13 protein-coding genes and 1 tRNA gene are annotated in these 12,044 nt (G+C 56.1%); 3 read left to right on the top strand and 11 right to left on the bottom strand.

Features of this window, described 5'->3' with window-relative positions; translation table 11 throughout:
* Window positions 1-240: 240 nt before the first annotated feature.
* From O4H62_RS03240 to O4H62_RS03230, 3 genes are all read left to right on the top strand, one after another.
* Window positions 241-918, top strand: coding sequence for a nitroreductase (locus O4H62_RS03240; protein ID WP_269385679.1), 678 nt, complete (start codon window positions 241-243; stop codon window positions 916-918).
* A gap of 88 nt (window positions 919-1,006) precedes the next feature.
* A tRNA-Pro gene (locus O4H62_RS03235) sits at window positions 1,007-1,083 on the top strand.
* Window positions 1,084-1,293: 210 nt separating this feature from the next.
* Window positions 1,294-1,719 carry a hypothetical protein gene (locus O4H62_RS03230; RefSeq protein WP_269385678.1) on the top strand — a complete coding sequence of 142 codons (426 nt, stop codon included), beginning with the start codon at window positions 1,294-1,296 and terminating at the stop codon, window positions 1,717-1,719.
* 829 nt (window positions 1,720-2,548) lie between these two features.
* Here the strand turns inward: O4H62_RS03230 and O4H62_RS03225 are convergent.
* From O4H62_RS03225 to O4H62_RS03175, 11 genes are all read right to left on the bottom strand, one after another.
* Complete coding sequence (locus O4H62_RS03225) at window positions 2,549-3,916, bottom strand: KAP family P-loop NTPase fold protein (RefSeq protein ID WP_269385677.1); 1,368 nt, start codon at window positions 3,914-3,916, stop codon at window positions 2,549-2,551.
* A gap of 463 nt (window positions 3,917-4,379) precedes the next feature.
* Window positions 4,380-5,573 (bottom strand): phage major capsid protein, encoded by a 1,194-nt coding sequence (locus tag O4H62_RS03220; RefSeq protein WP_269385676.1) that lies wholly within the window; start codon window positions 5,571-5,573, stop codon window positions 4,380-4,382.
* Window positions 5,570-6,094 (bottom strand): HK97 family phage prohead protease, encoded by a 525-nt coding sequence (locus O4H62_RS03215; protein WP_269385675.1) that lies wholly within the window; start codon window positions 6,092-6,094, stop codon window positions 5,570-5,572. Before O4H62_RS03215 ends, O4H62_RS03220 begins: the two co-directional genes overlap by 4 nt.
* Window positions 6,094-6,597, bottom strand: a complete 504-nt coding sequence (locus O4H62_RS03210; RefSeq protein WP_269385674.1) for a hypothetical protein — start codon at window positions 6,595-6,597, stop codon at window positions 6,094-6,096. Before O4H62_RS03210 ends, O4H62_RS03215 begins: the two co-directional genes overlap by 1 nt.
* Window positions 6,598-6,786: 189 nt before the next feature.
* Window positions 6,787-7,809, bottom strand: a complete 1,023-nt coding sequence (locus O4H62_RS03205) for a hypothetical protein (protein WP_269385673.1) — start codon at window positions 7,807-7,809, stop codon at window positions 6,787-6,789.
* A gap of 83 nt (window positions 7,810-7,892) precedes the next feature.
* Window positions 7,893-8,057, bottom strand: a complete 165-nt coding sequence (locus O4H62_RS03200) for a hypothetical protein (protein ID WP_269385672.1) — start codon at window positions 8,055-8,057, stop codon at window positions 7,893-7,895.
* Window positions 8,058-8,070: 13 nt separating this feature from the next.
* On the bottom strand, window positions 8,071-8,268 hold the full coding sequence (locus O4H62_RS03195; protein WP_269385671.1) for a hypothetical protein: 198 nt from the start codon (window positions 8,266-8,268) through the stop codon (window positions 8,071-8,073).
* Between the two features lie 149 nt (window positions 8,269-8,417).
* Entirely contained in the window at window positions 8,418-9,665 is a 1,248-nt protein-coding gene (locus O4H62_RS03190; protein ID WP_269385670.1) for an AAA family ATPase, read from the bottom strand.
* A complete protein-coding gene (locus tag O4H62_RS03185) occupies window positions 9,662-9,901 on the bottom strand; it encodes a hypothetical protein (RefSeq protein WP_269385669.1) in 240 nt (79 codons plus the stop codon). The genes O4H62_RS03190 and O4H62_RS03185 overlap by 4 nt, the downstream gene beginning before the upstream one ends.
* A 363-nt stretch (window positions 9,902-10,264) precedes the next feature.
* Window positions 10,265-10,639 carry a hypothetical protein gene (locus tag O4H62_RS03180; RefSeq protein ID WP_269385668.1) on the bottom strand — a complete coding sequence of 125 codons (375 nt, stop codon included), beginning with the start codon at window positions 10,637-10,639 and terminating at the stop codon, window positions 10,265-10,267.
* Window positions 10,639-11,880 carry a tyrosine-type recombinase/integrase gene (locus tag O4H62_RS03175; protein ID WP_269385667.1) on the bottom strand — a complete coding sequence of 414 codons (1,242 nt, stop codon included), beginning with the start codon at window positions 11,878-11,880 and terminating at the stop codon, window positions 10,639-10,641. The genes O4H62_RS03180 and O4H62_RS03175 overlap by 1 nt, the downstream gene beginning before the upstream one ends.
* Window positions 11,881-12,044: the final 164 nt, after the last annotated feature.

Genomic DNA, 12,044 nt, shown 5'->3' with positions numbered 1-12,044 from the left:
ACATGGGTTAAGGTCCCGCTGATTGATCGTGCAAGCCGGTCATATTTGATGATCCCGCGACACAATACGACATCGGCGGGAGGGCCTGGAAGAGGCGCGGTGGCCTGGGCGAACCATCGACAGGGGCGCCTTCGATCATGTGCCGGCCCCCGGCCATTTGAATGCAAGCCCGGTATCGGCTACCGATGCACCCTCGCGCGACCGTCCGGTCCGATCCCTTTCCAGCAAGAAGGCAATTTCATGAACCTTGATCAGGCGATGCAGGAACGGCGTTCCATCCGTGGTTTTCTCGACAGACCGGTTTCGCGGGCTTTGCTGGAAGAGGTGATTGCGCTCGCCAACCGCGCGCCTTCGTCGATGAACACCCAGCCCTGGCATCTGCACGTCCTGACCGGCGAACCGCTCGAACGGGTGCGCAGGGGCAATACAGAGCGCATGCTGGGCGGTGTGACGCCGAGCCGCGAGATCGAGGACTATGCCGCCTATGAGGGCGAGCACCGCAAACGCCAGATCGAGATCGCCGTGCAGCTGTTTGAAGCCATGGGCATCGAGCGCCATGACGCAGAGCGCCGGCAGGATTGGGTCATGCGCGGCTTCCGCCAGTTCGATGCGCCGGTCTCGGTCGTCGTCTGCTTCGACCGCAGTCTCCTGGGCAACACCATCGCCCATTTCGACACCGGCGCGATGACCTACGGTCTGGTGCTCGCCGCCTGGAGCAGGGGGCTCGGCGCGGTGATCAACGGCCAGGGCATCATGCAGAGCCCGGTGGTGCGCGAAGTGGCGGGCATTCCAGAAGACCAGGTGATCTTGACCTGCGTGGCGCTCGGCTGGCCCGACGAGGAATTCGTCGCCAATTCCGTTATCTCGCGCCGGCGCCCGGTGGAGAACGTCACCCGGTTCCTCGGCTTCGACGATTGAGGCGGGGGAGCTTTTCCCGGTTTTTCCCTCGGGCAGCACATTTTGCTCTTGCCCGCCAAACACTGATGATCTAAGCCCTGTCCCCAGTCGGAGCGTAGCGCAGCCCGGTAGCGCACTTGTCTGGGGGACAAGGGGTCGTGGGTTCGAATCCCGCCGCTCCGACCATTAAATTCAATAGGATAGCCACTTCCAGCGAAGTGGCTATTTTTCTTATAGCCACACTGTAGCCAGGCATCCTACGTCACTCCTGCGCGGAATCAGAATATCCATTCATCTTTTCGGCATCGCCCTCCGCGAGGTAACTAGGATACTGTGGCCCATGCAGCATGCGTCATACGTGCTAGCGCGCCATGAACAATCTGATATGTATCGAGCATGGAACTGGTAGATTTCGCAAAAGAAAATTGGACGGTGATTGAGCGAGCGCCGTGGGTGTTCGTCGGCCTCGCGGTAATTTTCTTCGCTAGCGGCTTCAGTCTTGCCAAGTACATTGTAGCCGAGAAAGTCGCCAACCTAGAGAGCCGTTTAGCGGCGCGCGATGATAAGATTTCTAGCTTGACGGAACAATTGACCTCATCCGCAGGGGAAGTGAATGGAGATGGCCGGTACATCATACTAGGTCACCTAGAAGGTCAGTATCTCAGCATGCATCCCGAATCTACGCGACGCATGCAAGTGGGCTTAGAATCCCCGCCTTCGGAGTGGGTCAACGCGGAACTTGAGAAGCTGGGCGCAGATTGGCGCGTCAAAAGAGACCCGCAAGGCAGAAACGTGATTTTCGATCCAGCCAAGTGGGGTTAGATTAACAGATAAGACAGCCTTACATCAGCTAACTGGCGTTGCGGTCGTCGGTCTCGGCAAAATTGCCGATGATTGATTGCGGAAGAACATGCATGCAATTCACCCCAGCCGCGGCAGGTGTTCCACGGGTTTACGCATGGCGATCCGCTTGCACCCGGAATGAATCCCGCCCCGCCGCAATTGGACGACGAGGCGGGTGGCAGTCTCCGGTGGTGGTGCGCGCCTGGTGGTGAAATGGCGCGACTTGTCGGCGCGAGCTAACGCGCCGAATGCTGTTTGTGCAGGTATCATTCAAGCAAAAACGCAACGAGTCAACAGCAAAAAATCAATTTAAGTGCTTAAAAACATTTACAAATTTGTCAAAGATAAGCAATGATTGATTTTAAACAATATTCCTGAAAGCAACCTGCAAAACTATTTTTTCGCTTTCGCCCGCCAGCTATCCAGCGCCGGCGAATTACCGCCGCCACCGGTCGAAATTTGGCTTACAGAAATCGAACCGACCGCGCCGCACCTTGCGCAACGGAATCGCTTTCCTACGAAGACTTGGCTAGGCGGGTAGCGGGTAAGGTCAAGTTCACGGTGAGTTCCGCACGGGCCGCAATGGGCAGTGATGCGGAAGCCGTGCTGTAGCGCGCCGCCAAAAGTCGATAGGTCAATGGGCTGGTCCGCGGGCATGGAAAAAATTCCTATTACGCCCCGCAGACCTTATTCAATGATTCAGGCGGCACAGGCAAGGTGGTGCGCCGGCGATTAAGGCACGATATGTTCGTCGGGTTGCATGAGCGCCCAGATGTCAAGGCTTGCCGCTTTTCAATGAGCCGTCACTCTAATTGGATAAGCGGAACACCTGAATCCAGTCTTCATAAACGCTTAGGGGTATCCTCTTTGGGTGTTCGGGCCGTCCGAAATTATCGAAAGCCGACTCAATTTTTGGCCACTCCCTGTCGGGATCCAGCAATCCGTCATTGCAGAGATATGACCAAATCCCGAATAAGAGTAACGAAGGATGATGAAAATCAGGATTGATATCGCCGTTTTCCTTTCTTCTGTTTATGTACTGGTCTGTGGCACTTAAATACGAAGAAAGTTCATCATTGCTGATCGATGCTCTGAGAAGCTTTTCAAATATATTAACGTCAACTACCTTCGTAATCAAAAGTGTAACAGCTACCATTCTATATCCGATGAATACTCCATCACTCGATACCTCCTTTGGAAGTAGCGCGGTTGAAGAAAGTATTTTTCCTATATCTCTTATTGAAATATTATTTGATCTAGATATTACAGAAATTTGGTTTTTCAACTCAGTGCGCAGTACGGCCGGAATAGACATGCTCTCGCCGACTTGGTCCAAGTACTTCAATATGGAAGGCGTTCGATTATGATCGCCGATATGCGCTGGTAGATTAACTGTGAAGCTCAAGAATTTTTGCAGATACGATGTGGCGTCAATCTCGGAACCGTACCTAGATTTTACGCTATTCTCGAGCGCCTTGAGGTTTACGCCGAGCACGAAATGAACGTTGGCGACTGAGAAAAAGTGCTTTATTACCTCCAGAACCTCTAATGCATAATCTGGACGGCATCTATCAAGTTCATCTACCACTATGATTAAGGGCGCAGCGAGCCCGTCATGGCTCGGAGAACTGAGTGTCTGGATTGCACTGCGAAACTCTTCCATCGCCGCTTGCCGCCCTTCCTCTCTCGCCCAGAAATCATCCATCGCTTTACCCGCTTCGCCTTTAATTGCTTCGGCGGCCGCATCTCCAATTCCGTTAAGTGCTTCCGTTGCACCGTAACTGGCAATAGCGAGTGCTATTCGGGCTGCTGGTTTAACAAACTTGAATGCAACCTCTTTTACGCGATCAAGTTTATGTTTCTCGGTCCGAGGAATCCTTTGCGACAATGCACCAACAAGTGCAATTAAAGGATCGGATAAGTAATCATGAGCAAATGCATCAAAATAAATTGTCAGCGCATTCCCGTCGTTTTGCAGGCGATGTGCGCCCACCCACCTCTTGAGAAAATACGACTTACCAGTGCCCCAGCGGCCATCGAGAGCGACAACAAGCGGATCCTCAAAGCGCTCAAGAACATCGGACAATGCCCTGCTGATCTTGGCTCTCCCTAACATATCGTCATCAAACGCCGTGGTGTAGAGCTCAATATCTTCGTCTGGGGGTAGAAAGCGCATTTTCAATCTCCGGATGAACCCATCAGGAATACCAGTACAGCATTTGGATCTGTCCGATTACAAAAAAGCGAGAATTCCCCAATCTCCACACGCCTTGGCAAGTGAACGAAGTCACTGAAACAAGCAAGATGATCAATGCTTCGGACGCTGCCCCCTCCATATTTTCAATCGGCAACGCGCCCGTTGTGGGTCCGCGCCGGTGCGCGAAAGCGGGCCGCCTGGACATCTTTGCCCCCCCGACAATGTTCGGGGCATCCCATTCAGCTAACCGGCGGGTGGCCTTTTCACGCATTCCCGCAATTGGGATCATGACCCCTCGCGCGCTCGCGCACGCGCGCATGCGAGGGGAAAAACTGTATTAGCGATATAAGAAAGTTACACCGCCGGCTAGCGGCCAGAGCGGCCCAGACATTGCCTACCCGGGTAGGGAACGGGCCGCGGCTAGGCGGCCCGTCTGTAGTCGTTAGGACGATGCGCACTTCAGCAACTTGATCGCGTAAGGGTTCGAAAGCCCGCCGCCGGTGCGCCTGTAAGCGTAGAAAATGACATTCGGCTTGTCGCTATACATATCGCGAATGCTCTTAATCCCGCTCCAATCGACGACGGTGTACGCCTTCGCAAAATCACCGAATGCGATCGGCAAAGTACCCGCGCCCGGGGCTGGCATGTTTTCATCGATTTCAACAGGTCGGCCCAGAAGCTCGGGTTGCGCGCCGGCAGTCATTCCGTTTCGCCAAATGTATTGCTTGTTCGAGTCCTTGAGCTTGTCGACCGCGTTAGCTGTCGCAGACGACATCACCCAGGTTGCGTTGCGGCGATACGCTGCATTCAGCGACCAAAACAGATCGACGATGCCATTGGCTTGGCCGTCCGCATCCGAGACTGTGGTGGCCGAACCGCTGTTCACGAACTGCAGCGTCCATGCGGCCCGCGTTGCGTCCGGGTCGGCGCTGGTGGCGTAGTCCAGAAAGCCACGCGGCTTACCCACGCCGTTGCCGGTGACGTACGACACGCCTTCTGTGCGAGCGAACTTGTCGGCAATTTTGTTTTCGATCCATCCGCCGACATCGGCAAAAGACAGGTCGAGCAGCTTCTGCGTGACCGTCTGATGCGAAAAGATTTCGTTCAGCGGGATTGTAACCATGCCAAGTTCGGCGTTGTCCGTCTCGGTGCGTGCCGCCTTTTCGGCAACCCATTCAGCGCCAAGATCATCGAAATCGGTCGGCTCCGACCACTCGGAGCCGGAGGTAAGCGGGATCACGCGGGCGAGTCGGCGGATCGGAGACTGATCGAATATGCGGCTGTTAATGGTCGTAGCCAGGTTGGTTCCAACAAGATAACCGCCTTCGGTATCATTGCCCGCCGACATCGATTTCAGTTCGGTTTCGTCCCCGGTCTTGATGAAGCGGCCGAATGCCTCGTGTTCCTTCTTTGCCTTCAATTCGCCGGCCGCTTTGGAGTCCATGCCGCCGCCGAATGAAAGCCGATTCATGCGGGCTTCCAGTTCATCGGCGCGATCCTCGGCTGCCTTCAGCGCGGCCGCGGTTGCCTCATGATACTCACCGAATTTTTGCTCAAGGTCGGCGTCGACCGCCTCTTTGGTTTCGATAGGATCGGCGTCGTTTTTGAATTCAATGGCAGTGTTGATTGCGTTCATTTCATATTCCTAATGTGAGTGATTGCCCGATCGATCTTGTCGGCCAGGCTATTGTTTGATGATTTGACGTTGGTGATGCGCGCGCGTCGGTTCGCCGGCATGTTCACAATCGAAACCTCGAAAAGGTCAATTGCTTTCAGCGAATAGACGCCCTTGCCAAGCGGTACGCGCCCGCCGGGTGGTGTTCGAAAGCCGATCGACAATGAGCCGCCCTTGGCCGCGATTAGGGAACTATGGACCTCGCGGGCCGCGGCGATTTCAAGGTTCAAACGGCCGGCGACATACAGGCCGGTTGCGTCTTCCCTGATCTCGTTCCAGACGCCGATCGGCACTTTCGACGCATCGTGCCCCCAGAGCATTAGCGGCATGGTTCCGGCGGCCTTGTGCGCCTTGATGGACGCTGCAAATGCGCCTGGCGCGATAACGTCGCCATAGGAGTCAGGCTCGCCACCGAAGGTGCTGGCGTAGCCGGAAAGCTCGCCAGTCGCGGCGCTGAATTTCAGTTCCATTTTCTTCGACATCAGCCGCCCATCGCGTAGATTTCGGCCGCCTGCTCGACCACGTCCCGCCAGATTGCTGCGGTCGGTATTGTCAGGCTTGGCTTTGCAATCGGCCCCAACGGTTCGCCGGTGTAAGACCACTCGAAAACCAGCTCGCCTTCGTCGTTGTGGTGAATGCGTGCATGCGCATCCGGTTCGGGCGCATCGCCGCTATCTCCGCCCGCGAAGTCGTAAGCCGTTTGCCATATCGCCTGGCCGGTCAGGCCGTATCGCGAAAGAGCGACGGCCAGGCGGGCAATGAAAAGCTCATGGCATGAAAACAACGTTCGCCCGCCGCGTTGAAGGCCGATGAATTTTGCGCCGCCGCGGGCCAGCATCGATCGGAATGCCGGTTCCGTTGCGCCGGCGACTTGCGCGGCTTCCGGCACATAAAAGACCGGATCATTATAGAATTTTGGAGTCATCCATTGGGATTCCTTTTTCAATTGCAAAAGTTGAGTTGAGGCACAAAAAAAGCAGCCCAAAGGCTGCTAAATGCGCTGGAGAAACAAAACGGCCGGCCGTTCACTTGGAGATCGACGGCCGACCGTTGATCAACCCGGTAGCGACCCCGGGGATACTTGGCGGCACGGGGAACCTGCAAATTCCCGGCCGCCTGGGGCAATCGAAATTGCCCCTCTATTTCAGGGGTCTGGAAATGGTTCGAATTGGTACTACGCTGCAATCTTTTTCGAGATTTTTTCCAACGCGCGCTCAACCACCTGCCGACCTGACCGATGAGCCGACGATTCTGCGTACCCAAACCGCAACCCGATCGTGCGGAAGCTTTCGCCCGACAGGACCGCTTCAATCAACTCAACATCGGCGCTATCAAGTTCCATGCTTGCGAACGTCTCCGCGCGATCTAGTTCGTCAAGTGCGGCGTGACGCGGCGCGGTTGTGGCCCCATGTCCGGCGGAGTCGCTAATGCCGGCAAGACGCCCGTAGCCATATGCCATACCATCTGGGCAGTGAGTAACCTGCACATTGTCATTCGCCACGCCAGCAAGCGCCACACGGGCCGCTGCGGCGCTTTTGGTGGGCGTAGGTGCTTCCCTTGCACGCGGGGCGTTATCGTTGGCTGGCGCGCCGGTCAGTTTTAAGTAGCTTGCGTTGTTCGCCTGTGTCTCATCTATGTGCCGGGCGGTTTCGCTATCTTTTCCATACATCACGCCAGACTTCGTGCCGACGTACTTTGGCTTGCGCTTTCGGCCCTTGTCGTCGCCATAGGCAACAAGCGCGCCGCGGTAGAATTGCAGGCCGCGAAACTTCATTCGCCCAGATGCGCCCGGCAACGTGCCGCCGATCGTCACCGTCTCTCCGCCCTTGTCGCGGTAGAAGGAGGTGCCGATTCTGATGCCATCCGCGTAAGCCCTTAGCAACTTCGGAATCGATGGCGTGAAGCTCGATTGGTTATGTTTCATCTCCGCGCCGAAGCCGGTATTGCGATCGCCGCTATCCTCATCGTCACCATCGCCTAGATCAACCGCGCAAATCTCCGCGGGCCGCATAAGTTCGCGCACCTGCCGCAACGTGGCAACAAGCGGGCTTGCCTCCGCGACAAGGGCTTGCTCAATGCGGTTGGTTCTTTGGCCGCGGTATCGGGTGTCTGGCAAGCCGTCCAGCCACGCGCGCCGGGCGGCCAGGTCGGTAAATTCGGCCGCAAGGCGTGGCTTCTTGTCGTTGGCAGGTTTCATTATTGCAGGTTCCTGATGTCGTCGTACCGGACAGCGCCGGCGGCTGAAGCTTTGTCTGACTGGTATTTGTTACCAGTGAGCGGCTATGTGGCTTTTTCGGCGGTTACATCTTCATGCAAAGGCGCATCGTTATCATTCGCCGCCTCGGCTTTGAGCCTGGCGTAATCGGGCTTCTTGCGGCCCGTCACTCGTTCAAATTCGGCCCACGAAACGCGCCGGCCGCGGAACGGTCGATCGGTGTCAGTCATTGGCATCTCCTTGTTATGCTCGGATCAAATAGGGCTCGATCGCTAAGCTAATCCTGTCGCCCTGCAGAACTTCGACAACGTAAGCCGGCGAGCCGTCATCATCGGTGGAGACGCCGACCACGCGAACCTGCTCAAGCACGCGGTTCAACTTCGGGCCATCGGATTCGTATCGTTCCCGGCGAGCGGTGAACGGGGAGGCAATTGCAAACATTTTTCATTCTTTCATTCTCCTCTGGTTTCTTCATTGTGGGTTTGAAGTGCTCACCGGTTTCAGACCGGTGTGCGTGCTTCAGACGCACACGGGGGTATTAGGGGGTGTGTCTGAACCCCCAGTCTTAATGGGTATGAAGGCGTCTGAAGTCAGTCTGAATCTCCGTCTGAAGGCGTGACAATCAGCCGTTTTGTTGCCCTTGATTTCGGCCCTATCGTCTCGATTTGGATGCGGCCCGCATGCAGCAACCGCGCCATCGCCGACTCCAGATCCTTCTTCGATATCCCCTTGGCATCGGGGTCCGCCGCAATCAGTTTTGGTGCATATGCGGCGGAAGGAGACGGCGAAAGATTGCGGCCCTGTTCGGTCAGTTTTTGCAGCACCTCGACAAAGATTCGCTCGTGCCGCGCTTGCACCAGTGCGCTCCCAATGGACGGCTTGCCGTCATCAAGGACGAACGCTCCGCTCTGCCATTGGATTTTGATTTCGTCGCCGGTAGTGCCGTAGTTAGCCTTCACCGTTTTCAAGATGCGGCGACTGGCATCGTCCTTGTCGCTGGTGAGATAGAGCCGCGAACGAACCGAATTCGACCAGGCCGTCGAACCGCTGGTGCCGCTGCCGGACTCCATGCCTTTGACTGATGGATGCGCCAATAACAGAATCGCACAATCGGCCTGTAACGCTAAAGCGCGAAGCATGCCAATAAATTGCCGAACTTGGCCGCGCTTGATCTCGTCGCCGCCGAACATATCGGCCGCGGTGTCAAGGACCACAAAGCGCGGTTCGAAAGCACCAACGCTGGCCACCAGCGATTGAAACAGCGATGTCGGCTCAAGATTGCCCGCCTTGTTTGGAATTGCTAGCAGCGCATCTGAATCCGCCAGCGACACGACCCGCAAATTTTCAAGGTCGGAAAGCGCGCGGCCTTGCGCCGTCGCGATGTCAGCAAGGCGTCGATGAAACTCGTCGGCATCATCTTCCGCGCCCACGTAGAGCGCGCGGCCGGGTGCTGGGGACAATCCGCATACGTCGGACGCCGACGCGCTCGCTGCCGCAATCTGTAGCGCCAAGAGCGATTTGCCGACTCCACCGTCGCCGTTCAAAATTGTCACCTGGCGCGCGGGGATCAGCTCTTGAACGAACCACTCACGCGGCGGGACGGGTTGGCCTTCAAGATCAGCGGGGTTAAGGAGTGAGAGACAGTTGTTATCGTTTGCCGGCGCAAGCGGTTCGGGATTCTCCCTAGCCCATTTCTCGACGGCGCGCTTAACGATCGCCAGGGCTTTGTCGGGGTAATCCTCGAATTCATCTTCGATTCTCCATGGCTCGCCGCGCAACGGCAGTGTCTTGGGATCTTTCCATTCATAGGGCGTTGCCGTGATTGCGGCCGCGTTCATCGCGCCGCCTCAAGAGCCGCCACGGCTGCGTCTGTGATGGATTGCGCCAAGGGTTTTGAAAAGGTCGCCACGCGCCGCTGGCCAGCTTGGGGAGCATAGACCATATGGCGGCCATCGGGCTGTCGCACTAAACGCAGGCCATACAGGCGCACATCCGGAGTAAGCTCGACATCTAGAAAGGCCACGGCCTTGCGATCACCGCGGCCCTCGACCGGGTGGCAATAAAGAACTCTCATTTTGTCTCCTGGGTTGTCGCGCAAAAATGCGCGCCGCCGACAACTTGCCGGCGGGTGGTTGAGTTAGGTGGTGGTTAGGCGGGGAGGGCGCTAGCGCGCCTGATTATCGTTTGCGGGTTGACGCTTTTTGGTTGCCAGCCAAGCGTCAAGATCTTCGCTACAGTAAATAACGGTAGAGCCCAGCTTTGCATAAACCGGACCACCGCCATAGCATCGCAGCTTGTCTAGCAGGGATTTCGATACCTGAAGGTATTCCGCTGCCTGTCGTGTCCTAAAGTTTGCCATTCGATTACCTCGTTTCATCACGTTGCAACCAGATAGATAAACCGGACTTACAAATCATCTTAGGCAAACAAATGCTGTTTAACTGCGGGAAGCCTCGGCAGCATCCTCGATCGCTTGATCGTACACGGCTACTGCTTTTCGAATGTGGGTTTCCGAGTATCCATAACGCTTCGCAAGTTCTCGCAATGCATCTTCATATCGCTTGCCGTTTTCGCGCATAGAATGGAAGTCCGGTCCAATATCAAGCCAATGACGGGGTAACGAGGTCTTCCGCCCACGCTTGGCTTTCGGCCCCTTGATCATGGAAGCCGCAATTCGTTGCACGGCTTTATCGGCGCGACCTTCGGAAAGGATGGCGACGATCAATGTCTTGGCATCCTCGGTCCGACCTTCAGAAATCGCAGTTTGAATGGGGATCGCCTGCAGACTGAATGCGTCTGGCAACTTAGCCATCATTTCCCCCCAATGGCTGTAGCGATTTGGTCAGCGATCAGGTCAGCGGCACGCCGCGCCGGTTCGTCGGCAATATGTGCGTAGCGCTGGGTCGTTTTCGAGTCTGCGTGTCCAAGTAGCTTGCCGATGACTGGCAATCCAAGACCAGACCATGCGCCGACGCTGGCAAACGAGTGGCGCAGGTCGTGAATGCGTAGGCCCTCAAGTCCGGCCCGTTTGCAGATCGCTGCCCATGGCCGCTTGAGATCGGCGCGGGGCTTTTCCTCCGGCGTTCCTGAGCTATCGCTTGCAACCACATATTCGCCCACACGGGGCATGTCTCGCATCACCGCGATTGCAGCGGCGGACAAAATGACGGCCTTCCTGCCGGTTTTGCTATCGGGCAGGAACGCAACCCCGCGATCCAGATCAACTTCTGACCAACGCAAATGGAGGATCTCCCGTAATCGGCAACCGGTCAACATGATCAACCTGATTGCACCGGTGACGGAAGGGTGCATGACGGTTCGCTGACCCTTTGGCGAATGTTTTGCTCCGGTAGTGTTGGCCTCAAACCCTACCGTCTCCGCTTCCCGCATCGCTTCGCCAAGCCGCACCATTTCCGCTTCGGTGAGGAACCGCTCGCGGGCAGACTCTTTGTTCAGGTCCACACCGTGAGCAGGATTAGTTCCGGTGGGGATAAGCTCGTTCTTAGCGCCCCACACGTAGGCCGCAGCAAGCAAACTTATTGCTCGGTTGGCTGATACCTTGGCTGTCTTAGACATGGCTGTATGTGCGCGCTGTACGTCTGTACGGCTTAGCGTTGTGGCTTTGCTTGATCCGATGTGCGGGGCAATATGTTTTGACAGCATCACCCGATAAAAATCGGCGGACGCCTTTTTCTTTTTCGTCGCGACGTATTCCAGAATGTATCGCTCAACGAGTTCCTTCACCGTAAGGCTTGCGCGTTCGGTGGCGCGATCCGTAGCAAGGTCTTTACCAAGCGCTGCGTTGGCGATCGCCTTCCGCGCTGCTTCGCGCGCCTCGCTCGCCTTTAGCGTGCCCACCCGTCCAAGCTTGATCCGTTTCTTAGATCCTCCTGCAACCGGCCGGTATTCCGCGAAAAAAGTTCCGGTGTTCCCTGGCGTTCTATAGAAGCCAAAGCCAGTTACATCCTCGTCATAAAAATAGGATGTCTTGTTAGGAATCGCACCGGCCATGATGTCAGTTACGGCCGATTGAGTAATCCGCATTCGCGCCATGAGATCATCCCTTGTAGCCACATTGTAGCCAGTACTTAGGGTGACGGCGCGAACTTATCAAGTGGGCAAGGGTTAGATAGCATTGTAAAAACATAGTAATTTGTGATCTGTGCAATCCCATAAATAGCCAGCTAACGCACTATTCTTGTCTGGGGGACAAGGGG

Origin of the sequence: Parahoeflea alexandrii, from assembly GCF_027214025.1 — a bacterium.
Taxonomy (GTDB): Bacteria; Pseudomonadota; Alphaproteobacteria; order Rhizobiales; family Rhizobiaceae; genus Hoeflea; species Hoeflea alexandrii_A.
Note: the sequence above shows the minus strand (reverse complement) of the source record. Positions and strands in the feature narration are given on the sequence as shown.

What these genes read in the sequence shown, in the direction of transcription:
- O4H62_RS03220 (WP_269385676.1), bottom strand. Translation starts at nt 5,573, where the DNA reads ATGAACGCAATCAACACTGCCATTGAATTCAAAAACGACGCCGATCCT.
- O4H62_RS03225 (WP_269385677.1), bottom strand. Translation starts at nt 3,916, where the DNA reads ATGCGCTTTCTACCCCCAGACGAAGATATTGAGCTCTACACCACGGCG.
- O4H62_RS03200 (WP_269385672.1), bottom strand. Translation starts at nt 8,057, where the DNA reads ATGACTGACACCGATCGACCGTTCCGCGGCCGGCGCGTTTCGTGGGCC.
- O4H62_RS03195 (WP_269385671.1), bottom strand. Translation starts at nt 8,268, where the DNA reads ATGTTTGCAATTGCCTCCCCGTTCACCGCTCGCCGGGAACGATACGAA.
- O4H62_RS03230 (WP_269385678.1), top strand. Translation starts at nt 1,294, where the DNA reads ATGGAACTGGTAGATTTCGCAAAAGAAAATTGGACGGTGATTGAGCGA.
- O4H62_RS03205 (WP_269385673.1), bottom strand. Translation starts at nt 7,809, where the DNA reads ATGAAACCTGCCAACGACAAGAAGCCACGCCTTGCGGCCGAATTTACC.
- O4H62_RS03190 (WP_269385670.1), bottom strand. Translation starts at nt 9,665, where the DNA reads ATGAACGCGGCCGCAATCACGGCAACGCCCTATGAATGGAAAGATCCC.
- O4H62_RS03215 (WP_269385675.1), bottom strand. Translation starts at nt 6,094, where the DNA reads ATGTCGAAGAAAATGGAACTGAAATTCAGCGCCGCGACTGGCGAGCTT.
- O4H62_RS03175 (WP_269385667.1), bottom strand. Translation starts at nt 11,880, where the DNA reads ATGGCGCGAATGCGGATTACTCAATCGGCCGTAACTGACATCATGGCC.
- O4H62_RS03180 (WP_269385668.1), bottom strand. Translation starts at nt 10,639, where the DNA reads ATGGCTAAGTTGCCAGACGCATTCAGTCTGCAGGCGATCCCCATTCAA.
- O4H62_RS03240 (WP_269385679.1), top strand. Translation starts at nt 241, where the DNA reads ATGAACCTTGATCAGGCGATGCAGGAACGGCGTTCCATCCGTGGTTTT.
- O4H62_RS03185 (WP_269385669.1), bottom strand. Translation starts at nt 9,901, where the DNA reads ATGAGAGTTCTTTATTGCCACCCGGTCGAGGGCCGCGGTGATCGCAAG.